At 73.4% G+C, this 22,881-nt stretch carries 19 protein-coding genes; 16 read left to right on the top strand and 3 right to left on the bottom strand.

Annotated features, from left to right (window positions below):
• Positions 1–57: 57 nt before the first annotated feature.
• The 3 genes from FGF04_RS21285 to FGF04_RS21275 all read left to right on the top strand — a co-directional run bounded on the left by FGF04_RS21285 (position 58) and on the right by FGF04_RS21275 (position 3,100).
• Positions 58–1,101 (top strand): FecCD family ABC transporter permease, encoded by a 1,044-nt coding sequence (locus FGF04_RS21285; protein ID WP_149512906.1) that lies wholly within the window; start codon positions 58–60, stop codon positions 1,099–1,101.
• A 134-nt stretch (positions 1,102–1,235) separates the two neighbouring features.
• Positions 1,236–2,237, top strand: a complete 1,002-nt coding sequence (locus FGF04_RS21280) for a FecCD family ABC transporter permease (RefSeq protein WP_235882500.1) — start codon at positions 1,236–1,238, stop codon at positions 2,235–2,237.
• Positions 2,234–3,100, top strand: a complete 867-nt coding sequence (locus tag FGF04_RS21275) for an ABC transporter ATP-binding protein (RefSeq protein WP_149512904.1) — start codon at positions 2,234–2,236, stop codon at positions 3,098–3,100. Before FGF04_RS21280 ends, FGF04_RS21275 begins: the two co-directional genes overlap by 4 nt.
• Positions 3,101–3,125: 25 nt before the next feature.
• Here the strand turns inward: FGF04_RS21275 and FGF04_RS21270 are convergent, their stop codons facing one another.
• A complete protein-coding gene (locus FGF04_RS21270) occupies positions 3,126–3,473 on the bottom strand; it encodes an SCP2 sterol-binding domain-containing protein (protein WP_149512903.1) in 348 nt (115 codons plus the stop codon).
• 42 nt (positions 3,474–3,515) lie between these two features.
• Here FGF04_RS21270 and FGF04_RS21265 point away from each other — a divergent pair, with 42 nt between their 5' ends.
• From FGF04_RS21265 to FGF04_RS21245, 5 genes are all read left to right on the top strand, one after another.
• On the top strand, positions 3,516–3,866 hold the full coding sequence (locus FGF04_RS21265) for a hypothetical protein (RefSeq protein WP_149512902.1): 351 nt from the start codon (positions 3,516–3,518) through the stop codon (positions 3,864–3,866).
• A gap of 7 nt (positions 3,867–3,873) precedes the next feature.
• Positions 3,874–4,689: a TlyA family RNA methyltransferase gene (locus tag FGF04_RS21260; protein ID WP_149512901.1), complete on the top strand. Its 816-nt coding sequence runs from the start codon at positions 3,874–3,876 to the stop codon at positions 4,687–4,689.
• Entirely contained in the window at positions 4,686–5,591 is a 906-nt protein-coding gene (locus tag FGF04_RS21255) for an NAD kinase (RefSeq protein ID WP_149512900.1), read from the top strand. The genes FGF04_RS21260 and FGF04_RS21255 overlap by 4 nt, the downstream gene beginning before the upstream one ends.
• Positions 5,592–5,712: 121 nt before the next feature.
• Positions 5,713–7,464: a DNA repair protein RecN gene (gene recN / locus FGF04_RS21250; RefSeq protein WP_149512899.1), complete on the top strand. Its 1,752-nt coding sequence runs from the start codon at positions 5,713–5,715 to the stop codon at positions 7,462–7,464.
• Positions 7,465–7,795: 331 nt separating this feature from the next.
• On the top strand, positions 7,796–8,962 hold the full coding sequence (locus tag FGF04_RS21245) for a glycosyltransferase family 4 protein (protein ID WP_235882429.1): 1,167 nt from the start codon (positions 7,796–7,798) through the stop codon (positions 8,960–8,962).
• A gap of 36 nt (positions 8,963–8,998) precedes the next feature.
• Here FGF04_RS21245 and FGF04_RS21240 read toward each other — a convergent pair whose 3' ends face one another.
• Complete coding sequence (locus FGF04_RS21240; protein WP_149512897.1) at positions 8,999–10,648, bottom strand: PucR family transcriptional regulator; 1,650 nt, start codon at positions 10,646–10,648, stop codon at positions 8,999–9,001.
• Positions 10,649–10,720: 72 nt separating this feature from the next.
• Positions 10,721–12,523, bottom strand: a complete 1,803-nt coding sequence (locus FGF04_RS21235; RefSeq protein WP_188114169.1) for a glycoside hydrolase family 15 protein — start codon at positions 12,521–12,523, stop codon at positions 10,721–10,723.
• Between the two features lie 494 nt (positions 12,524–13,017).
• Between FGF04_RS21235 and FGF04_RS21230 the strand changes: the two genes are divergently transcribed.
• From FGF04_RS21230 to scpB, 8 genes are all read left to right on the top strand, one after another.
• Positions 13,018–14,685 (top strand): CTP synthase, encoded by a 1,668-nt coding sequence (locus FGF04_RS21230; RefSeq protein ID WP_149512895.1) that lies wholly within the window; start codon positions 13,018–13,020, stop codon positions 14,683–14,685.
• Positions 14,686–14,801: 116 nt separating this feature from the next.
• Positions 14,802–15,428 (top strand): NUDIX domain-containing protein, encoded by a 627-nt coding sequence (locus tag FGF04_RS21225; protein ID WP_149512894.1) that lies wholly within the window; start codon positions 14,802–14,804, stop codon positions 15,426–15,428.
• A 171-nt stretch (positions 15,429–15,599) separates the two neighbouring features.
• Positions 15,600–17,681 carry a tetratricopeptide repeat protein gene (locus FGF04_RS21220; RefSeq protein ID WP_149512893.1) on the top strand — a complete coding sequence of 694 codons (2,082 nt, stop codon included), beginning with the start codon at positions 15,600–15,602 and terminating at the stop codon, positions 17,679–17,681.
• Positions 17,682–17,836: 155 nt separating this feature from the next.
• Positions 17,837–18,961 (top strand): alanine dehydrogenase, encoded by a 1,125-nt coding sequence (gene ald, locus FGF04_RS21215; protein ID WP_188114168.1) that lies wholly within the window; start codon positions 17,837–17,839, stop codon positions 18,959–18,961.
• Between the two features lie 423 nt (positions 18,962–19,384).
• The gene (locus FGF04_RS21210; protein ID WP_149512892.1) at positions 19,385–20,521 is read left to right on the top strand and encodes a ParA family protein; all 1,137 of its coding nucleotides are present in this window, start codon (positions 19,385–19,387) and stop codon (positions 20,519–20,521) included.
• Positions 20,506–21,075, top strand: a complete 570-nt coding sequence (locus tag FGF04_RS21205) for a hypothetical protein (protein WP_188114167.1) — start codon at positions 20,506–20,508, stop codon at positions 21,073–21,075. The genes FGF04_RS21210 and FGF04_RS21205 overlap by 16 nt, the downstream gene beginning before the upstream one ends.
• 18 nt (positions 21,076–21,093) lie before the next feature.
• Entirely contained in the window at positions 21,094–22,104 is a 1,011-nt protein-coding gene (locus tag FGF04_RS21200) for a segregation and condensation protein A (RefSeq protein ID WP_188114166.1), read from the top strand.
• Positions 22,101–22,757: an SMC-Scp complex subunit ScpB gene (gene scpB, locus FGF04_RS21195; protein WP_149512891.1), complete on the top strand. Its 657-nt coding sequence runs from the start codon at positions 22,101–22,103 to the stop codon at positions 22,755–22,757. The genes FGF04_RS21200 and scpB overlap by 4 nt, the downstream gene beginning before the upstream one ends.
• Positions 22,758–22,881: the final 124 nt, after the last annotated feature.

Below are 22,881 nucleotides of genomic sequence, written 5' to 3'. Positions count from 1 at the left end.
CCGGGCCGCTGCGGAGCCGCCGGAGGGGCGGAGAGCAACTTAGGTTAACCTAACTGCGTGTTGGTCGACAGTCCCCCCGAACCGAGCGCGCAGACCGCTCCCGCGCCCCCCGGCCGCCGGGCGGTCCGCGTCGCAGGGCTCCTCGTGTCCCTCGCCGTGCTGGTGCTCGTCGCCCTGGCGAGCATCGCGATCGGCGCGAAGGAGCTGTCCCTGGAGCAGGTCTGGCACGGCCTGTTCAAGGACTCGGGCTCGTACGGCGACGTCGTGGTGGGCGAGCGGCTCTCGCGTACGGTCCTCGGGCTGCTCGTCGGGGCCGCGCTCGGCCTCGCCGGGGCGGTGCTGCAGGCGCTCACCCGCAATCCGCTCGCCGACCCCGGCCTGCTCGGCATCAACGCGGGCGCCTCCGCGGCGGTCGTCACCGCGATCACCTTCTTCGGCGTCACCTCACTGAACGGCTACGTGTGGTTCGCCTTCGCGGGCGCGGCCGCCGTCGGGGCGCTGGTCCACTTCCTCGGCGGCAGCCGGGGCGCCACACCGGTGCGGCTCGCGCTCGCCGGCACCGCGATCAGCGCCGCGCTCTACGGCTATCTGCAAGCCGTGATGATCATGGACGAGGCGGCGCTCGGCAAGATGCGCTTCTGGACGGTCGGTTCGCTGGCCTCGGCCACCACCTCCACCGTCTGGCAGGTGCTGCCGTTCCTGGTGGCCGGTACGGTCCTCGCGCTGGGGCTCGCCCGGCCGCTGAACGCCATGGCCATGGGCGACGACACCGCCCGGGCGCTGGGGGCGCACCTGGGCCGCACCCGGGCGCTGTCCATGGCTGCCGCCACCGTGCTGTGCGGGGCCGCGACCGCCGCGTGCGGGCCGATCGTCTTCGTGGGGCTGATGGTCCCGCACGTCGTGCGCTCCTTCACCGGGCCCGACCTGCGCTGGATCCTGCCGTACGCCACCGTGCTGTCGCCGGTGCTGCTGCTCGGCGCCGACGTGGTCGGCCGGGTCGTGGCGCGGCCCGCGGAGCTCCAGGTCGGCATCGTCACCGCGGTCCTCGGCGGCCCGGTCTTCATCTTTCTCGTACGACGGCGGAGGACGGCGCAGCTGTGAAGGCCCCACGCAACCAGGGCGCTCGCGCCGGGCAGGCCGAACAGGTCGAGCAGGCCGCTCGCGCCGAGCAGGCCCAACGGCTACCCGCGGCTCCGGCCGGGGGCTTCCGCGGCCGCACGCTCCGTACCGGCGGGTTGTCGGTGCGGGTCGACGTCCGCGCGTCCGCGGTCGTCGTCCTGCTGCTGGTGGCGGCGCTCGCCGCGAGCGTCGTGCTGATCGGCACCGGCGACTTCCCGATCCCCGCCGCCGACGTCGTCCGGACGCTGCTGGGCGGCGGTGACGCGGGCCAGGAGTTCATCGTCAACGAGCTGCGGCTGCCGCGGGTCCTGGTGGGGCTCCTGGTCGGCGCCTCACTCGGTCTGGGCGGCGCGCTCTTCCAGGCGATCTCCCGCAACCCGCTGGGCAGTCCGGACGTGCTCGGCCTCGGGCAGGGGGCGACGGCCGGCGCGCTCGTGGTGATCGTGCTGTTCTCGGGGACGGCCCGGCAGGTCACCGCCGGAGCGCTGGCCGGCGGCCTGGTGACCGGGCTGGCGATCTATCGGCTCGCCTGGAAGCGGGGCGTGCACGGGTACCGGCTGGTCCTGGTCGGCATCGGGGTCTCCGCGATCGTCACGGCCGTCAACGGCTACCTGATCACCAAGGCCGACCTCGTCGACGCGACCCGCGCGGTGGTCTGGATGACCGGCTCCCTCAACGGCCGCGACTGGGAGCAGGTGTGGCCCCTGCTCGTCCTGTGTGCCGTCCTCGTACCCCTGGTCCTCTCCCACGGGCGCGCCCTGCGGACGCTGGAGATGGGCGACGACGTGGCGTACGCGCTCGGCGTGCGGGTGGAGCGCACGCGCCTGGTGCTGATGGTGGCTGCCGTGCTGCTCACCGCGGCCGCGACCGCCGCCGCGGGCCCCGTCGCCTTCGTCGCGCTCACCGCGCCGCAGCTCGCCCGGCGCCTCACCCGCTCGCCCGGCCCCAACCTCGTCCCGGCGATGTGCATGGGCGCCGCCCTCCTGGTCGTCGCGGACCTGGCCTCGCAGCGGGCCTTCGGGGCCGACCAGCTGCCGGTCGGCGTGCTGACCGGGGTCGTCGGCGGCGGCTACCTGCTGTGGCTGCTGGTCACCGAGCGGAAAGCGGGCCGGATATGAACGAGCCTGGGAGTGAGGACACAGGAAGCAACGAACCGAGGAGCACCGTGAACCGCCTGTCCGCCGAGGGTGTCACCCTCGCCTACGACCAGCGCGTCATCGCCGAGCAGTTGTCGGTCGAGATACCAGACCACTCCTTCACGGTGATCGTCGGGCCCAACGCCTGCGGCAAGTCCACGCTGCTGCGCGCGCTGTCGCGCATGCTCAGGCCGCAGCAGGGCCGGGTGCTCCTGGACGGGCAGGTCATCCAGTCGATGCCCGCGAAGAAGGTGGCGAGGACGCTCGGGCTGCTCCCGCAGTCGTCGGTCGCCCCCGACGGGATCACCGTCGGCGACCTGGTGGGACGCGGCCGCTACCCGCACCAGGGGCTGCTGCGCCAGTGGTCGGCCGAGGACGAGCGGATCGTGCGCGAGTCCATGGCCGCAACCGGGGTCGCCGCACTCGCCGACCGGTACGTGGACGAACTGTCCGGGGGCCAGCGCCAGCGCGTGTGGATCGCCATGGCGCTCGCCCAGCAGACGCCGCTGCTGCTGCTCGACGAGCCGACGACCTTCCTCGACATCCAGCACCAGATCGACGTGCTGGACCTCTGCGCCGAACTGCACGAGGAGCAGGGCCGGACCCTGGTCGCCGTGCTGCACGACCTCAACCACGCCGCCCGGTACGCCACGCACCTGATCGCCCTGCGGGACGGCTCGGTGATCGCGGAGGGCGCCCCGGCGGACATCGTCACGGCCGAGCTGGTCGAGGAGGTCTTCGGGCTGCGCTGCCAGGTCATCGACGACCCGGAGACGGGCACGCCGCTGGTGGTGCCGGCGGCGCGCAAGGCCCGTACGGCCGCTGCCACCGTCGTGAAGGGGTAGCCGGAGCCGGAGGCCGGGACGGGCGTCAGAGGAGCTTTCTGAGCCGCATCAGGTCGCGCAGGCCCGCTTCGAGCTTCACCCGGCCCGAGCCCCAGGCCTTCGCGAAGTGCAGCTCGCCGCCGACCATCGCGACCAGGTCGTCACCGGTCATCGCGAGCCGGATCTCGGCCTTCTCGGGCGGTGGTCCCTGGACCGTGTCCAGCACCACGATCCGGCCGTCCTGCAGACGGCCCACGAAGGTGACGTCCAGGTCGGTGATCCGGCAGCTCAGGGAGCGGTCCAACGCGGCCGCGCTGCGCACGTCGCCGTTCGCGCCCGCCATGTTGTCCGAGAGTTCGTCGAGTGCGCTGCGGCACTCCTCGATCGTCGCCATCGTGATCGACGGTACCGCAGCGCCACGCGGTAGCGTCGGGGCATGAACGAGTCCATGACCGGGCCACAGGACGCGTCCCGGAGCGAATCCGCAGCCACCGGCGGTGCCGGCGGTGCCGGCGGTGCCGGCGACGCGGAGCCCCCGGGCGCGGAGGCGTACGACCCGGCCGCGCCCGCCCCCCTGCACGTCCCGCGCACGCCCACGGGCGACGACGGGGTCGACGCCCTGCTCGACCGGCTGGGCGACGCGGACCACCTCCCGACGGACGGCCACGTCGAGGTGTACGAGGATGTGCACCGGGGACTGCGCGACACGCTCACCGCGCTCGACGCGCATCCGGGACCCCCGGCGCCCCCGGGACCGACCGACCACAGCAACAGCAACAGGAGCTGAACCGAACGTGGCAGGAGTGGCACGACGCCGCCTCGACGCCGAGCTGGTCCGGCGCAAGCTCGCCCGCTCGCGCGAGCACGCCGGACAGCTGATCGCCGCCGGGCGGGTCACCGTCGGCAAGAACCTCGCGACCAAGTCCGCCACCCAGGTGGAGACCGCGGCCGCCATCGTGGTCGCGCAGGACGACGACGACCCGGACTACGTCTCGCGCGGCGGCCACAAGCTCGCCGGGGCGCTGGAGGTCTTCGTACCGCAGGGCCTGGAGGTCGCGGGCCGGCGGGCGCTGGACGCCGGGGCCTCGACGGGCGGCTTCACCGACGTGCTGCTGCGCGCGGGCGTCGCACGGGTCCTCGCCGTGGACGTGGGCTACGGCCAGTTGGCCTGGTCCCTGCAGAGCGATGAACGCGTCACCGTCAAGGACCGTACGAACGTACGCGAGTTGACGTTGGAGGCGATCGATGGGGAGCCGGTGGATCTTGTCGTCGGAGACTTGTCCTTCATCCCGCTCGGCCTGGTGCTGCCCGCCCTCGTGCGGTGCGCGGCGCCCGGTGCCGACCTGGTGATGATGGTCAAGCCGCAGTTCGAGGTGGGCAGGGAACGGCTGGGGAGCGGCGGCGTCGTCCGCAGTCCCGAGCTGCGGGCGGACGCCGTGCTCGGTGTGGCCCGCCAGGCGGCGGAACTGGGGCTCGGGGTGCGGGGCGTGACGGCCAGTCCGCTGCCCGGACCCTCCGGGAACGTCGAGTACTTTCTGTGGCTGCGTGCCGGGGCACCCGCACCGGACCCGGCCGACATCGACCGTGCAGTGGCGGAGGGGCCGCGTTGACCGACACCCGATCTCGAACCGTTTTCCTGCTCGCCCACACCGGACGGCCCGCGGCCATCCGCAGTGCCGAGCTCGTCGTCGAGGGGCTGCTGCGCTCCGGGCTCGGCGTACGCGTCCTGGAGGCGGAGGCGGCCGACCTGCCGCTGCCGCCGACGGTGGAGCTCGTCAAGGAGGCGACCCCGGAGTGCCTGGACGGCTGCGAACTGCTGATCGTCCTCGGCGGCGACGGCACGCTGCTGCGCGGCGCCGAGTTCGCCCGCGCCTCCGGGGTGCCGATGCTCGGCGTCAACCTGGGGCGCGTCGGCTTCCTCGCGGAGGCCGAGCGTGACGACCTCGACAAGGTCGTCGACCGGGTGGTGACGAGGGCGTACGAGGTCGAGGAGCGCATGACCGTCGACGTCGTCGTGCACAGCAACGGCGACGTCGTCCACACGGACTGGGCGCTCAACGAGGCCGCCGTGCAGAAGGCGGGGGCCGAGAAGCTCCTGGAGGTCGTCCTGGAGATCGACGGGCGGCCGGTGACCGGCTTCGGCTGCGACGGCATCGTCCTGTCGACGCCCACCGGCTCGACGGCGTACGCGTTCTCCGCGGGCGGGCCCGTGGTGTGGCCGGAGGTCGAGGCGCTGCTCATGGTGCCGATCAGCGCGCACGCCCTGTTCGCCAAGCCGCTGGTGACCTCGCCGAACTCGGTCCTCGCCGTCGAGATCCTGCCGCACATCCCGCCCGGGGTGCTGTGGTGCGACGGCCGGCGCACGATCGAGCTGCCGCCCGGCGCCCGGGTGGAGGTCCGCCGCGGGGCCGTGCCGGTCCGGCTGGCCCGGCTGCACCACGCCTCGTTCACCGACCGCCTGGTGGCCAAGTTCGCGCTGCCGGTGGCCGGGTGGCGGGGCGCCCCGAACTGAGCGGGGGCACGGGCGCGACGGCCGCCCGGGGTAGCACTCCGGAGTGAGGTCGGGCAGCGTGGGAACCTGGACGTTTGTGCAGGGAATGGGGCGGCGTCGCGCCGGGCGGGAGAAACCTCGTATGGTCATGTCCGTGTTGGAGGAGATGCGGATACGGTCGCTCGGAGTCATCGACGACGCGGTGGTCGAGCTGTCGCCGGGCTTCACGGCGGTGACGGGCGAGACCGGCGCGGGCAAGACGATGGTGGTCACCAGCCTCGGGCTGCTGCTGGGCGGACGCGCCGACGCCGCCCTGGTGCGGATCGGCGCGAAGAACGCGGTCGTGGAGGGGCGGATCTCCGTCCCCGACGGCGCTTCCGCGATCCTGCGGGCCGAGGAGGCCGGTGCCGAGCTGGACGACGGCGCCCTGCTGATCAGCCGTACCGTCTCCGCCGAGGGCCGCTCGCGCGCGCACCTCGGCGGGCGGTCCGTGCCGGTGGGGGTGCTCGCCGAGCTGGCCGACGACCTGGTGGCCGTGCACGGCCAGACCGACCAGCAGGGGCTGCTCAAGCTGTCCCGGCAGCGGCAGGCCCTGGACCGGTACGCGGGCGACGCGGTCGCCGTGCCGCTCGACAAGTACACGGGCGCCTACCGGCGGCTGCGGGCCGTCTCCGCCGAGCTGGAGGAGATCACCACCCGCGCGCGCGAACGCGCCCAGGAAGCCGACATGCTGCGCTTCGGGCTCGACGAGATCGCCGCGGTGGAGCCCAGGGCGGGCGAGGACGTGGAGCTCGCGGCCGAGGCCGAGCGGCTCGGGCACGCGGAGGCGCTCGCGTCGGCCGCCACGGTCGCGCACGCCGCCCTCGCGGGCAACCCCGAGGACCCGGAGGGCATCGACGCCACGACCCTCGTCGCGGGCGCGCACCGGGCCCTGGAGGCCGTCCGGTCGCACGACGCGGCCCTGGCGGCCCTGGCGGGCCGCCTCGGGGAGATCGGCATCCTGCTGGGCGACGTGGCGGGGGAGCTGGCGGGGTACGCCGACGACCTCGACGCGGATCCGCTGCGGCTGGCGGCCGTCGAGGAGCGCCGGGCGGCGCTCACCGCGCTGGTCCGCAAGTACGACGAGTCCGGCGAGGGCGTGGCCGCCGTGCTGGCCTGGGCCGAGCGGAGCGCCGCACGGCTCCTGGAACTGGACGGCGACGACGAGCGCATCGACGAGCTCACCGTCGAGCGGGACGCGCTGCGGGCCGAGTTGGGCGGCCTCGCACAGGCCCTCACCGACGCCCGTACGGAGGCCGCGGACCGCTTCGCCGCCGCCGTGACCGCCGAGTTGGCCTCGCTGGCCATGCCGCACGCGCGCGTGTCGTTCGAGATCCGGCAGACCGAGGACCCGCAGGGCGTGGAGGTCGGCGGCCGTCCGGTCGCGTACGGGCCCACCGGCTGCGACGAGGTCGAACTGCTCCTCGCCCCGCACCCGGGGGCGCCGCCGCGGCCCATCGCCAAGGGCGCGTCCGGCGGTGAGCTGTCGCGCGTCATGCTCGCGGTCGAGGTGGTCTTCGCGGGGACGGACCCCGTGCCCACGTACCTCTTCGACGAGGTCGACGCCGGCGTCGGCGGCAAGGCGGCCGTGGAGATCGGCCGCCGGCTCGCGAAGCTCGCCAAGAGCGCGCAGGTCGTCGTCGTGACCCACCTGCCGCAGGTGGCCGCCTTCGCCGACCGGCAGCTCCTGGTGGAGAAGACCAACGACGGGTCGGTCACCCGCTCCGGGGTGAAGGCCCTGGAGGGCGAGGAGCGCATCCGCGAGCTGTCGCGCATGCTGGCCGGCCAGGAGGACTCGCAGACGGCCCGCGCCCACGCGGAGGAACTCCTGGCGGCGGCCCGCGCGGACGGCTGACCGAAGCGGACGGTCGGCCGAAGGGGACGCCGCTCGCCCGGCCCGGCGGTCGCCCGGTCCGGGCGTGACCGGGGGCGTGAAGGGGCGTGCGCGGGGGCTCGGCAGTCCGGGCGCCCGCCCCGCGCTGTCCACGGACATCCTCCGGCCCTCACCCGTGCGGGTGAGAGCCGGTTTCCCCMCMCGCCCCACGGGTCACAGCGGCCCCTCGGTGGTCGGCAACTCCGCGTCCTGCTGGCATCCTTGGAGAAGGACGGGCGGGCCACCCCCGCCACCTGACCCTTCTGTACGTCCCTTCGTGACCGCCCGACGCCGAACCAGGAGCCCCGGCCACGTGAGCCACGTGAGCAGCCACGCACCGCACGGACACGCACCGCACGGGCAGTCTCCGCTGCGTACCGTCCAGGTGCTCGGCGGCGGCAGCGCGGGCAGCAGCGTCCATGTCCGGTCGCTCACCTCCGGGCTCGTCGCACGGGGCGTGCGGGTCACCGTGTGCGCCCCCGCCGAGACCGATCGCGCGTACGACTTCACCGGCGCCGGCGCGGACCACGTACCGGTGCCCAGGCGCCACGACCCGGCCTCGGTGGCGGCGTTGCGGACGGCCTGCGCGGACGCCGACCTGGTGCACGCGCACGGTCTGCACGCCGCGCTGAGGGCCTCGCTCGCGCTGAGCGGACGGCGGGTCCCCCTCGTCGTCACCTGGCACACCCGCCCGTCCGCCGAGGGCGCGCGGGACCGGCTGCTGCGCGTGCTGGAGCGCCGCGTCGCGAGGACCGCCTCGGTGGTCCTCGGCTCCTCCTCCGACCTGGTGGACCGGGCCCGCAGCCGGGGCGCGCGGGACGCCCGGCTCAGCGCGGTCGCGCTGCCGGCCCGCCGCGGGGGCGCCGCGGACGAGCACGCCGAGCGGCTGCGGCCCAAGGCGCGCGCCGAACTCGGCACGGTCGACCGGCCGCTGCTGATGGCCGTCGGCTCCCTCGACCGGCACCGGGGCCACGACACGCTGCTGGACGCCACGCGCGCGTGGCGTCGGCTGGACCCCGTGCCGCTCCTGGTGATCGCCGGGGAGGGACCGCTGCGCGGCGCACTCCAGCGGCGCATCGAGGACGAAGGGCTGCCCGTACGCCTGATCGGCCGCCGGGACGACATCGGGGAGCTGCTCGCGGCCGCCGACCTCGCCCTGCTGCCGGGGTTCCCGGAAGCGCGCCCCCTGCTCGCCCAGGAGGCCCTCCACGCGCGCGTGCCGCTGGTCGCGGCCGACACCGGCGGGATCACCGACCTCGTCGGCGACGCGGCCGAACTCGTCCCGCACGGCGACCCCGAGGCGCTCGCCGAGGCCGTCACGGCGCTCCTCGCCGACCCCGTCCGGTGCGAGCGCCTCAAGGACAGGGGCACGCGCCAGGCGGCCACCTGGCCCACCGAGGACGACACGGTGGCGCAGGTGCTGAGCGTGTACGACGAGCTGACCCGGCCCTGGCCCCTGCACCGGGCCCCCGGGCTGTAGCAGGACCCCGGGCTGTGGCGGGACCCCGCACGGGCCTCACGGGACCAGCCGGCGGGCCCGCAGCGCGAGGCTCAGCGCCAGGACCGTCTGCGGGTCGTCGAGGTCCGTCCCGAGCAGCTCCCCGATCCGCGCGAGCCGGTTGTAGAGCGTCTGCCGGTTGAGGTGCAGCTCGCGCGCGGTCTCCGCCTTGCGGCCCGCGTGCGCCAGGTACGCCTCCAGGGTGGGCAGCAGCGGTGGCCTGGAGCGGCGGTCGTGGTCGCGCAGGGGGCCGATCGCGCGGTCCACGAAGGCGGCCAGGTCCGGATGGTCCCGCAGCCGCCACAGCAGCAGGTCGGTGTCCAGGCGCCGGGCGTCGTACCAGGGCCGGTCGGACAGCCCCTGGGCGGCCGCCGCCGTCTCGGCCGCGTGCCGCAGTCCCGCCGAGGCGGCCGCCCAGCCGCCCGCCACGCCGACCACCACCACCGGGGGCTGCGCGCCCGGCCGCTGCATCCCGGCCCGTTCCACGCCCGCTCGCAGGGCCGCGGCCACCCGGTCCGCGACGGCCTCCCGCTCGCCCTCCGCCCGCAGCGCCACCAGCAGGGGCACCCGGCCCTCGACGGGGCGCACGCCCAGCAGGACCGGGACGCCCACCGAGGCCAGTTCCTCGGCCACCGCGCGGGCCAGCACGGCCCAGCCGCCGCCGGGCGCGAGTCCGTCGGCCAGCCGCATGACGACCGGCAGCAGCGGACTCGCGCCGGGCCTGAAGCCGAGGACCCGGGCCTGCGCGGGCGCGTCCTGGGCCGCGACCCGGCCCTCGGCGAGGTCGGTGAGGAAGTCGCCGCGCCCGCGGGCCGCCAGCTCCTCCTCCTGGCGGGCCTGCATCAGGACCACCGCCAGCACGTCCGCGGCCCGCTCGGCCGCGATCCGGTGCACGGGCGCCAGCGGGGCGTTCACGGGCAGCAGGACGAGCCGGGCCCGGACCGCGCCGGGGCCCGCCCCGCCGGCGGTGCCGGAGCCGGGCACGTCCACCAGGACGGAACCGGCGGGCGGGTCCTCCCCGCGCCGGCCGCGCAGCCCCTCCCACACCTGGAGCGGATCGGCGTCGGCGGGGCCCGACCCGGCGGCGTACAGGAGCTGCCCGTCCGGGGTCTCCAGGAAGACCGGGTTGGCGCCGAAGCCGGCCAGGACGGCGAGGACCTGCGGGATGCCGCCCCCGCCCAGCAGGGCCCCGGTGCAGCGCCGGTGCACCTCGTCGGCGCGCTGGAGCAGCGCGTAGTGGCCGTTGACGATCTCGGTGTGGACCTCCTCCGTGACCGTCACGAACGCCACCTCGCGGTGCAGCTGCACCAGGGGCAGGCCGGCCGCGCGGGCCGTCTCCACCAGGGCCGCGGGCAGTTTCACGAAGCGCGGCCCCAGCTCCACGACGAGGGCCGCGATCCCGCGCTCGGCGAGGGTGCGGACGAACGCGCGCTGCTCGGCGGGGCGGGCGCCGAGCCCGTACCCCGTGGTCAGGAGCAGTTCGCCGCCCTTGRGCAGCGAGGCGATGTTCGGCACCTCGCCCGCGTGCACCCAGCGCACGGTGCGGCCCAGGCGGTCGGCGCCCGCCAGGACCTCCGGCAGGCCGCCGCGCAGCCCGGGCAGCTCCAGGGCGCGCCGCACGGTGATCCCGCCGGTGTGCGGGTCCGGCATGTCGGTACGGCTGTCCATGACCGGACGCTACCCCGTCCGCCACCTGGCATGACGTGCCGGGCGGGGCTCCCGCGCGCCGGGCGCGTCCGCTCAGCCGCCGTACGCCCCCGACGCCGTCAGGCGCAGGGCCGTGTCGATCAGCGGGACGTGGCTGAACGCCTGCGGGAAGTTGCCCACCTGGCGCTGCAGGCGCGGGTCCCACTCCTCCGCGAGCAGACCCAGGTCGTTGCGCAGGGCCAGCAGTTTCTCGAAGAGCTTGCGGGCCTCGTCGACCCGGCCGATCATCGCGAGGTCGTCGGCCATCCAGAACGAACAGGCCAGGAACGCGCCCTCGTCGCCCTCCAGACCGTCCACGCCCGCGTCGTCGCCGGACGTCGGGTAGCGCAGGATGAAGCCGTCCGCGGTGGACAGCTCGCGCTGGATGGCCTCGATCGTGCCGATCACCCGCTTGTCGTCCGGCGGCAGGAAGCCCATCTGCGGGATCAGCAGCAGCGAGGCGTCCAGCTCCTTGGAGCCGTAGGACTGCGTGAAGGTGTTGCGCTCGGCGTCGTACCCCTTCTCGCACACGTCCCGGTGGATGTCGTCGCGCAGCTCGCGCCACCTCTCCAGCGGGCCGTCCGCGTCCCCCGACTCGATGAGCTTGATCGTGCGGTCCACGGCGACCCAGGCCATCACCTTCGAGTGGACGAAGTGGCGGCGCGGCCCGCGGACCTCCCAGATGCCCTCGTCGGGCTCGTTCCAGTGGTCCTCCAGGTAGCGGATCAGCTTGAGCTGGAGCACCGAGGCGTAGTCGTTGCGGGCCAGGCCCGTCATGTGGGCCAGGTGCAGGGCCTCGGTCACCTCGCCGTAGACGTCCAGCTGGAGCTGGTGCGCGGCGCCGTTGCCGACCCGCACGGGGCCGGAGTTCTCGTAACCGGGCAGCCAGTCGAGCTCCGCCTCACCCAGCTCACGCTCGCCCGCGATGCCGTACATGATCTGCAGGTTCTCGGGGTCGCCCGCGACCGCGCGCAGCAGCCACTCGCGCCAGGCGCGCGCCTCCTCGCGGTAGCCGGTGCGCAGCAGCGACGACAGCGTGATCGCCGCGTCCCGCAGCCACGTGTAGCGGTAGTCCCAGTTGCGGACCCCGCCGATCTCCTCCGGCAGGGAGGTCGTGGGGGCGGCGACGATGCCGCCGGTCGGCGCGTAGGTCAGCGCCTTGAGCGTGATCAGCGAGCGGACCACGGCCTCCCGGTAGGGGCCGTGGTACGTGCACTGGGCCACCCACTCGCGCCAGAACTCCTCGGTGGCCTCCAGGGATTGCTCCGGCTCCGGGAGCGGGGGCGGCTGCTTGTGCGAGGGCTCCCAGGAGATGGTGAACGCGATCCGGTCGCCCGGGGCGACCGTGAAGTCCGAGTACGTCGTCAGGGACTTGCCGTAGGTCTCGCACTCGGTGTCGTACCAGACGGAGTCGGGTCCGGCGACGGCCACCGTGCGGCCCTCGTGCTTGTGCACCCAGGGGACGACCCGCCCGTAGGAGAAGCGCATCCGCAGCGCGGAGCGCATCGGCACGCGGCCCGAGACGCCCTCGACGATGCGGATCAGCTGGGGGGCGCCGTCGCGCGGGGGCATGAAATCGGTCACGCGGACCGTGCCGCGTGAGGTGTCCCACTCGGATTCGAGGATCAGCGAGTCACCGCGGTAGCGGCGGCGCGCCGCGGTCGGCGGCTCGGCGTCGGCGGCGTGCGCGGGACCCAGCCGCCAGAAGCCGTGCTCCTCGGTGCCGAGCAGTCCCGCGAAGACGGCGTGGGAGTCGAAGCGGGGGAGGCACAGCCAGTCCACCGTGCCGTCCCTGCAGACCAGCGCGGCCGTCTGCATGTCTCCGATAAGTGCGTAGTCTTCGATGCGCCCGGCCACGTGCAACTCCAGTCGAACGGCCGCGTCGCCCCCCGAGGGGCGGTCGCTCTTGCGGTCAGAGGATCATTGGTAAAGCGTCGTTGCGGAACGTCAGTTGTCGCGTGTCACGCATGTCGATGGTTGCAGTGATTTCTTCGCGGGACGAACTGACGAGCTCTTTGTCCAGGATTACCGGCGGGGGTGTGCCGTTCGCCGGCCTGGCTCGGCAGCGAGTGTCCGAGCAGGATACGACGCACGATGATGTTCCGCGCGCCCCTCCCGGCAACCCGTCTGAGCCGAACGAGTGAGCCCGACCGTGGTGCGTGTCGGCCCGTGCGCGGAGCGTGGCCGGAAGCACCCTCCCCGCGGCGCTGATACCCTGGTAGCCCGTGGACCGGTGGACGCCCCGGCAGGAAAAGGGGCCCCCGAACCGCAGCGACGGCACCGCCGGAAACCTCCGGGCCGGGCAGCCGTACCGCAACCGATACCGCGACCACGGGAGCCCCCTCTTGGCCATGCCGCCCGCTGCTTTCCGAAACAGCACAGCCACGACGACCAAGCACCTCTTCGTCACGGGAGGTGTCGCCTCCTCCCTCGGCAAGGGCCTCACCGCCTCCAGCCTGGGCGCGCTGCTCAAGGCCCGGGGACTTCGGGTCACCATGCAGAAGCTCGACCCGTACCTGAACGTCGACCCCGGCACGATGAACCCCTTCCAGCACGGTGAGGTGTTCGTCACCAACGACGGCGCCGAGACCGACCTGGACATCGGCCACTACGAGCGCTTCCTCGACGTCGACCTGGACGGCTCCGCCAACGTCACGACCGGACAGGTCTACAACACGGTCATCGCCAAGGAGCGGCGCGGCGAGTACCTCGGCGACACCGTGCAGGTCATCCCGCACATCACCAACGAGATCAAGCACCGCATCCGCCGGATGGCCACCGACGACGTCGACGTCGTCATCACGGAGGTCGGCGGCACGGTCGGCGACATCGAGTCGCTGCCGTTCCTGGAGACCGTCCGCCAGGTGCGTCACGAGGTCGGCCGCGACAACGTGTTCGTCGTGCACATCTCGCTCCTCCCGTACATCGGCCCCTCCGGGGAGCTGAAGACGAAGCCGACCCAGCACTCGGTTGCGGCGCTGCGCAACATCGGCATCCAGCCGGACGCGATCGTGCTGCGCGCCGACCGCGAGGTGCCCACCGCGATCAAGCGCAAGATCTCGCTGATGTGCGACGTGGACGAGGCCGCGGTGGTGGCCTGTCCCGACGCCCGCTCGATCTACGACATCCCGAAGGTCCTGCACACCGAGGGCCTGGACGCGTACGTGGTCCGCAAGCTGGACCTGCCGTTCCGCGATGTGGACTGGACGACCTGGGACGACCTGCTGGACCGCGTCCACAGCCCGCTGCACGAGATCAACCTCGCGCTGGTCGGCAAGTACATCGACCTGCCCGACGCCTACCTCTCGGTCACCGAGGCGCTGCGCGCGGGCGGCTTCGCCAACAAGGCCCGCGTGAAGATCAAGTGGGTCGCCTCGGACGAGTGCAAGACCCCCGCGGGCGCCGCCGAGCAGCTCGGCGACGTGGACGCGATCTGCATCCCCGGCGGCTTCGGCGACCGCGGTGTGTCCGGCAAGGTCGGCGCCATCCAGTACGCCCGCGAGAACCGGATCCCGCTGCTCGGCCTGTGCCTGGGGCTGCAGTGCATCGTGATCGAGGCCGCGCGCAACCTCGCCGGCATCGCGGACGCCAACTCCACCGAGTTCGACCCCGCCACCGGCCACCCGGTCATCTCCACCATGGCCGAGCAGCTGGACATCGTGGCGGGCGAGGGCGACATGGGCGGCACGATGCGCCTGGGCATGTACCCCGCCAAGCTCGCCGAGGGCTCCATCGTGCGCGAGGTGTACGACGGCAAGGAGTACGTCGAGGAGCGCCACCGCCACCGCTACGAGGTGAACAACAGCTACCGCGCCGAGCTGGAGAAGAGCACCGGACTGCAGTTCTCCGGCACCTCCCCGGACGGCAAGCTCGTGGAGTACGTCGAGTACCCGCGCGAGGTCCACCCGTACCTGGTCGCGACCCAGTCGCACCCCGAGCTGCGCTCGCGCCCGACCCGGCCGCACCCGCTGTTCGCGGGCCTGGTCAAGGCGGCCGTGGAGCGCAAGACGGGCAAGTAGGACGAGGGTTGTACGGTGGCCGGGGCGCGTGTCCTGCGGGACGCGCGCCCCGGTTTCCGTCGCGGGCGCACCGCCGCCGCGGCGCAGGTTCGTGCGTGTGGGAGGAAGAAGTCGACATGGCCATCAAGGACACCGCCGAGGAGTGGGAGGTCCGGGCGACCGACACCCCCTTCGTCGGCAAGAAGACCTCCGTGCGCACGGACGACGTGGTCATGCCCGGCGGATCGGTCGCCCGCCGCGACTACCAGGTGCACCCGGGTTCGGTGGCGGTCCTCGCCCTGGACGACGAGGACCGGGCCGTGGTCATCCGCCAGTACCGGCACCCCGTGCGCCACCGGCTCTGGGAGATCCCGGCCGGCCTGCTGGACGTCCCGGGCGAGAACCCCCTGCACGCGGCCCAGCGCGAGCTCTACGAGGAGGCGTACGTCAAGGCCGGGGACTGGCGGGTGCTCACGGACGTGTACACCACGCCCGGCGGCTGCGACGAGGCCGTGCGGATCTTCCTGGCCCGCGACCTCTCCGAGGCCGGGGGCGTGCGCTTCGAGGTGGAGGACGAGGAGTCCGACATGGAGCTCGACCGGGTCCCGGTCGACGAGCTCGTACGGGGCGTCCTCGCCGGGGAGCTGCACAACAACTGCCTCGTCGTGGGCGTCCTCGCGCTGATCGCCGCCCGCAACGGGGACGGTCTGGACGCCCTGCGCCCGGCCGAGGCGCCCTGGCCCGCACGCCCGTTCGAAGCATGATCCATCGCAGTGCGCGCGATCGGCCCACCGGTGTGACCATCGCTTGATCCGATCGGGGGATGTGCCCGCCGCGCTCCGCACGGATCGTCGCAGAGCGTGAACTAGGCTCTGAAAACGTCCGTCCGGAGTGCCCGGCGGGCTTGCGTGCGCAGTGGGACGGGAGTGTGGCCCGTGACGGATCAGGCAGTGGACACCGGCGGCACGGCAGTGTCGGAGGAAGGGCCGCGCCCGCCCGCCGCGCCCGCTCCGACGAGCAGTCAGTTCTTCGGCCGCACAAGAGAGTTGAAGGAGCTGCGGGCCGACATCGAGCGGGCCGGCCTGAACACCCTCGCCGGGCGCAAGGCGCCCCACGCGCGCGTGCTGCTGATCGCCGGCAGACCCGGATCGGGCCGCACCGCGCTCGCCGGGGAGCTCGCCCGGCAGGTCGCGCACAGTTACCCGGACGGGATCCTGCGGGCCCAGCTCGCCGAGCCCGACGGCACGCCCGTACCGACCGAGCGCACCGCCCGCGACCTGCTCGCCGCGCTCGGCCTGACGGCCCCGGCCGGCGCCGACGAGGACGACCTCTCCGAGCGGCTGCGCGAGGCGCTCGCCACCCGCCGCGCCCTGCTCCTGCTCGACGACGCGGTGGACGCCGCGCAGGTCGACGCGCTCCTCCCGGAGAACCCCGACTGCCTCGTCGTCGCCGTCTCCGGCGGGCCCCTGACCGGCATCCCGGACGTGCGCCCCTGCACCCTCGGCGGCATGGACACCAAGTCCGCGCTCGAACTCCTCGACCGCTACACCGGTTCCGTACGCATCACCGTGGACCCGCGCGCCGCCGAGGGGCTCGTCGAGCTGTGCGCCGGGCAGCCCGCGGCGCTCGTCCTGGCCGGGGCCTGGCTGGCCCACCGCCCCAAGGCGGCCGTCGCCGACCTCGCCAAGCAGCTGCGCGCCGACGGCGAGGACGGCCCGGTCCTCGAACGGATCTTCCGGCTCACCTACGCCGCCCTGCCCACGGCCGCCGCGCGGATACTGCGGTTCCTCTCGCTGGCCCCCGCCGGTCTGGTCGACCCGCACACCGCGTCCGCGCTCGCCGGCTGCTCGGTCGGCGCCGCCCACACCACCCTGGACGACTTCACCCGGCTGGGCCTCGTACGGGCGGTGGAGTCGCCCCTGCCGCAGTACGAGGTGCCCGGCTGCCTGCTGCCGCTGCTGCGCCCGCTCACCGCGGCCGAGGACCGCCCGGCCGAGCTCCAGCTGGCCCGCGCCCGGATGCTGGAACGGACCGTGCGGCTCCTCGGCTCCTGCCGGGCGATCACCGAGACCGACAGCTCACCCGCCCGCGAGAAGCTCGCCGGGATGCCCCGCGCGCTGCGCTTCCCCAACCCCCGCGCGGCCGCCGACTGGCTGCGCATCCGCCGGCCCGCGCTGCTGGCCGCCGCCCGCCTCGCGGTCGCCGACGGGGAGCTGGACACCCTGGCCCGCCGCCTGATGGCCGCCCTGGTCAGAGCGCTGGTCGCCCACTTCGGCACCCAGGCCTCGGCGCCCGAGCTGTACGGCATCCACCGGCTCGTCCTGGACGTCGCCGAGCGCCGGAACCTGCCCCGCGAGAAGGCCGCGGCGCTGCTGAACCTCGCCGACCTGGACGCCCGCACCGGCCGCACGGCCGACGCCCTGGCCCGCTACCGGGCCGCCCTGGACGCCGGACGCGAGGCGAACGACCCCTACGCGACCGGCCGCGCGATGGAATCCGTAGGCGCCGCCCACCAGGAGCTGGGGGACTACGACCGGGCCGCCGACTGGTACGGCCGGGCGCTGGCCCAGCGGCTCGCCCGCGACGAGCGCGCGGACGCGGCGCGGCTGCACGGCCGGATCGCCACCGTGCACACCTACGCGGGCCGCTACGGCGAGGCGCTGCGCAACTGGCGCTCCGCCGTCACCGGACACCGCAGGACCGGTGACGTGGCGGGCCAGGCAAGGGCGCTGAGCGAGCTGGCGCGCGTGCAGGAGTACGCGGGCCGGCCCGAGGAGTCCCTCGTCACCTGCCAGGAGGCGGCCGAGTGGGCGCGCCGCGCCGACGACGTCCGGCTGCAGGCCGCGCTGCAGCTGCGGCTCGCCGACACCCTCGACCGGCTGGGGGACCCCACGGCCGCCGGACTGCACCGCGCCGCGGCCCGGCGAATGCTGGGCGACGAGCTCCCGGAGGACGCAGCAAGCAGGGAACAGGACGGCAACGCCTACGAAATCCGTAGTGCATCCGAAGAAGATTGATGCTTTGGAAGGCTAGACAGGAAGTCTCCCTTCATTAAACTGGCTCCGCCGCGTCTTTTCGTGGTGCATCCCGGTGTGCTCCCGTGCATCCGGGTATGTCAGGCATCGCCATGTCGTGCGTCGCCGCCCCCCAGCCCCCTCCTGAGCCAAGGACCGTGATCGACGTGAAGGTCGGCATCCCCCGCGAGGTCAAGAACAACGAGTTCCGGGTGGCCATCACCCCGGCCGGCGTGCACGAGCTGGTGCGCCACGGCCACCAGGTCCTGATCGAGCGGCACGCCGGTGTCGGCTCCTCGATCACCGACGAGGAGTTCGTCGCCGCGGGCGCCCGGATCCTGGAGACGGCCGACGAGGTCTGGGCCGCCGCCGACCTGCTGCTGAAGGTCAAGGAGCCCATCGCCGAGGAGTACCACCGCCTCCGCAAGGACCAGACGCTCTTCACCTACCTGCACCTGGCCGCGTCCAAGGAGTGCACGGACGCCCTCCTGGAGTCCGGCACCACCGCGATCGCATACGAAACCGTCGAACTGCCCAGCCGTGCGCTGCCGCTGCTGGCCCCCATGTCCGAGGTGGCGGGCCGCCTCGCGCCGCAGGTCGGCGCCTACCACCTGATGCGCGCCCACGGCGGCCGCGGCGTCCTGCCCGGCGGCGTCCCGGGCGTCCAGGCGGCCCGCGCGGTGGTCATCGGCGGCGGCGTCTCCGGCTGGAACGCGGCGCAGATCGCCATCGGCATGGGCTTCCACGTGACCCTGCTCGACCGCGACATCAACAAGCTCAAGGAAGCCGACAAGATCTTCGGCACGAAGATCCAGACCGTCGTCTCCAACGCCTTCGAGCTGGAGAAGGCGTGCCTGGAGGCGGACCTCGTGATCGGCGCCGTGCTCATCCCCGGCGCCAAGGCGCCGAAGCTGGTCACCAACGAACTGGTGTCCCGGATGAAGCCCGGAAGTGTTCTTGTCGACATCGCGATCGACCAGGGCGGCTGCTTCGAGGACTCGCGTGCGACCACCCACGCGGAGCCGACCTTCCCGGTGCACGGCTCGGTCTTCTACTGCGTCGCCAACATGCCGGGCGCGGTGCCCAACACGTCGACGTACGCGCTCACCAACGCGACGCTGCCGTACATCGTGGAGCTCGCGAACCGCGGCTGGGTCGAGGCGCTGCGCCGTGACCCCGCGCTCGCCAGGGGCCTCAACACCCATGACGGAGCGGTCGTCCACCGGGAGGTCGCCGAGGCCCACGGCCTGGCCCACACCGAGCTGGAGACCCTGCTGGGCTGACCCTGCGACCCGGTTCGTCCGGGTTCGCCGGGCCACCTCCCCCTCGGCAAAAGGCGATTCGTCAACAGAGGTCGTCAATCTCGCCCGTACGGCCGGACCTTGTCCCACAGGGTCCGGCCGCATGTGTCTCGGGTCACTTTGGGAGACTCGTTCAACTCGTCTCGAACGTAACCCTTCGACCGTTTCGCACACCCCCGGAACCTGCTGTGCGACGCCCTTACGCCCTTGACAGCGGGATGTTCCGTTGCCGACACATCGGGCCGGGTCCGGCGGATTGTGTTGCTGCGAAGCGGTGACACGCCATAGAGTCGCCAACCGTCGGCATGGTGCCACGCTGACCTATCTAGAAATTTCCTGGTCACCAAGGAGGTAAGACGACTTGTGAATGAGTCGACATTTACTCCCGGGGGTGGTCAACCAGGAATGCCTGCGCAAGGCTCAAGGCCCAATGGGCTTGAGGCTGTCGGCTCCGTCGCTGTGCGCACCTTCGCAGCCCACCAGAGTCACCAACCCTCGATGATGACTCAGCCCGCACACCAGAGCATGGATGGCCATCACGTGAACGCCATGGCCGGCAACGGAAGTGGCGAGAACCGCACCCACTTCGCCGACTACGACGACCTGCCCGAGGGGCACTTCTACGACCCCGACGCCGAGTACGAGCCGGATCCGGAGTACGCGGCCACGCTCGCGCCCGACGCGGCGCGCCAGCGCCGCGAGCGCATCGGCCCGACCGGGCGTCCGCTGCCGTACTTCCCGATCCCGGGCCCGCTGACCGACCACGGTCCCGCGAAGATCATCGCGATGTGCAACCAGAAGGGCGGCGTCGGCAAGACGACGTCGACCATCAACCTGGGTGCCGCGCTCGCGGAGTACGGGCGCCGGGTGCTGCTCGTCGACTTCGACCCGCAGGGCGCCCTGTCCGTGGGCCTCGGGGTCAACCCGATGGAGCTCGACCTCACGGTCTACAACCTGCTCATGGAGCGGGGCATGGCGGCCGACGAGGTGCTCCTGAAGACCGCGGTCCCGAACATGGACCTGCTGCCGAGCAACATCGACCTGTCCGCCGCCGAGGTCCAGCTGGTGAGCGAGGTCGCCCGCGAGTCCACGCTGCAGCGCGCCCTGAAGCCGCTGATGGCCGACTACGACTACATCGTGATCGACTGCCAGCCCTCGCTCGGCCTGCTCACCGTGAACGCGCTGACGGCCGCCCACAAGGTGATAGTGCCTCTGGAGTGCGAGTTCTTCGCGCTGCGCGGGGTCGCGCTGCTCACCGAGACCATCGAGAAGGTCCAGGAGCGGCTCAACCCCGAGCTGGAGCTCGACGGCATCCTCGCCACGATGTACGACTCGCGGACCGTGCACAGCCGCGAGGTGCTCGCGCGCGTGGTCGAGGCGTTCGACGATCACGTCTACCACACGGTGATCGGCCGGACCGTCCGCTTCCCGGAGACCACGGTCGCCGGTGAGCCGATCACGACGTACGCCTCCAACTCCGTCGGTGCCGCCGCCTACCGCCAGCTCGCCAGGGAGGTGCTCGCCCGGTGTCACGCCGAGTGAGTCTGCCGGGGGCCGACGAACTGTTCCGTACGACCGGGGGGACGGCGCTCCAGGCGTCCACTCCCAGGCGGCAGGCCAACGGCGAGGCGCGGGTGCCGGCTCCGGCGGGCGAGGGCGACACCGCCGCCGGGGAGGACGGGCCGCAGTCGGTGCCCGTCCGGGGCGGTGACGGCGAGGGCGACGAGCACGTCGCGGCCGACGCCGACTCCGCCGGGGACACCCGGACCCGGGGCGCCGCCGCGGCGGACCGTTCCGGTAGGCGTCCGGGACCGGCGGAAGGCGCCGCCGGGGCCGGCGGGGGACAGCCCCGCAAGCGCGGCCGGGCACCCGGCCGGCGGCCCAGCGGACGCGAGCGGCACGACGAGAAGATCACCGTGTACGTGTCCGCCGAGGAGCTGATGGACCTGGAGCACGCCCGGCTGGTGCTGCGCGGGGAGCACGGGCTCGCGGTCGACCGGGGCCGGATCGTGCGGGAGGCCGTCGCCGTGGTCCTCGCGGATCTCGAATCCCGGGGGGACGCGAGCATTCTGGTACGACGTCTGCGGGGCCGGTAGGGGTAGCCTGCGACGGCCATGACCTCGAACGACGCCCCTGTTCCTGCTGCCGCCCCTGCTCCCGCCCCCGGCGGGCCCGGAGGGCGGCGGCGCGCGCTGGGGCGGGGACCCGGGGCCGGACCCCCGGCGGAACCGGCACCGGCCGACGCGGGGTCCGGGGACGGCGTACAGGCCGAAGAGGCCGAAAAGACGGGACAGACCGGAGAGGCCGGAGAGGCCGACGACGGGGTCTTCACGGTCCGGCTCGCCAACTTCGAGGGCCCCTTCGACCTCCTGCTGCAGCTGATCTCCAAGCACAAGATGGACGTCACCGAGGTGGCGCTGTCCCGGGTCACCGACGAGTTCATGGCGCACATCCGGGCGATGGGGCCGGACTGGGACCTCGACCGGACGACCGAGTTCCTGGTCGTCGCGGCGACGCTGCTGGACCTGAAGGCCGCCCGGCTGCTGCCCACCGCCGAGGTCGAGGACGAGGCCGACCTGGCGCTCCTGGAGGCCCGCGACCTGCTCTTCGCCCGGCTGCTGCAGTACCGCGCGTACAAACAGATCGCCGACATCTTCAACCGCCGCCTCGACGAGGAGTCGCGGCGGTACCCCCGCACCGTCGGTCTGGAGGCGCACCACGCCGCGCTGCTGCCCGAGGTCGTCATCAGCATCGGGGCGGAAGGTTTCGCCCGGCTCGCCGTGAAGGCGATGCAGCCGAAGCCGAAGCCCCAGGTGTACGTGGACCACATCCACGCGCCGCTCGTGAGCGTGCAGGAGCAGGCCGCGATCGTGGTGACGCGGCTGCGGGAGCTCGGCGAGGCCAGCTTCCGCGCGCTCGTGGAGGACACCGACGACACCCTCACCGTCGTGGCGCGCTTCCTGGCCCTTCTGGAGCTCTACCGGGAGAAGGCGGTCTCCCTGGACCAGGAGGAGGCCCTGGGGGACCTGGTGGTGCGCTGGACGGGCGGGGAGGGGGAGGCGCAGCCGACGGTGACGGACGAGTTCGACAGACCGCCCGAGCCGGTGAAGGAGGAGAAGGTGTGAGCGAGGACACCACCGGGGCACCGGCGCAGCCGCCCGGCGTCGCCGGTCTCGACCTCGGACCCGCCCTTGAGGCCGTGCTGATGGTCGTGGACGAACCCGCGACCGAGGAGCACCTCGCCAAGATCCTGGAGCGGCCCAGACGGCACGTCGCGGACGCGCTGCGCGCGCTGGCCGACCAGTACACCGCCCAGGGGCGCGGCTTCGAGCTGCGGCGCATCGCCGGCGGCTGGCGGTTCTACAGCCGGCCCGCGTACGCGGCGGCCGTCGAGCGGTTCGTCCTGGACGGCCAGCAGGCCCGTCTCACCCAGGCCGCGCTGGAGACGTTGGCGGTGGTCGCGTACCGGCAGCCGGTCAGCCGTTCCAGGGTCTCCGCGGTCCGCGGGGTGAACTGCGACGGCGTGATGCGCACCCTCCTGCAGAGGGGTCTGGTCCAGGAGGCGGGCGCGGAACCCGAAACAGGTGCGATCCTGTACAGGACGACGAACTACTTCCTGGAGCGAATGGGCCTGCGCGGCCTGGACGAGCTCCCGGAGCTCGCGCCCTTCCTCCCGGAGGCGGACGCGATCGAGGCAGAGACGCTGGAAGGGGTCCCGTCGTTCGATCCGGATGCGCCGGACGCAGATGCAGACGACACGACGACGACGGAACTTTGATGCGAAGCAGTGGCAGCGGCAGTGGCAGGAACAGCGGCGGGCGCGGCAACCCCCGCGGGACCGGCGGGGGCGGCAACCCCCGCGGCTCCGGCGGGGGCGGCGGCGGTTTCCGCGGCTCCGGTAG

It is taken from the genome of Streptomyces apricus (assembly GCF_008369065.1).
In the GTDB taxonomy this organism is placed as follows: Bacteria; Actinomycetota; Actinomycetes; order Streptomycetales; family Streptomycetaceae; genus Streptomyces; species Streptomyces apricus.
This window is presented reverse-complemented; position numbering and strand designations above follow the sequence as displayed.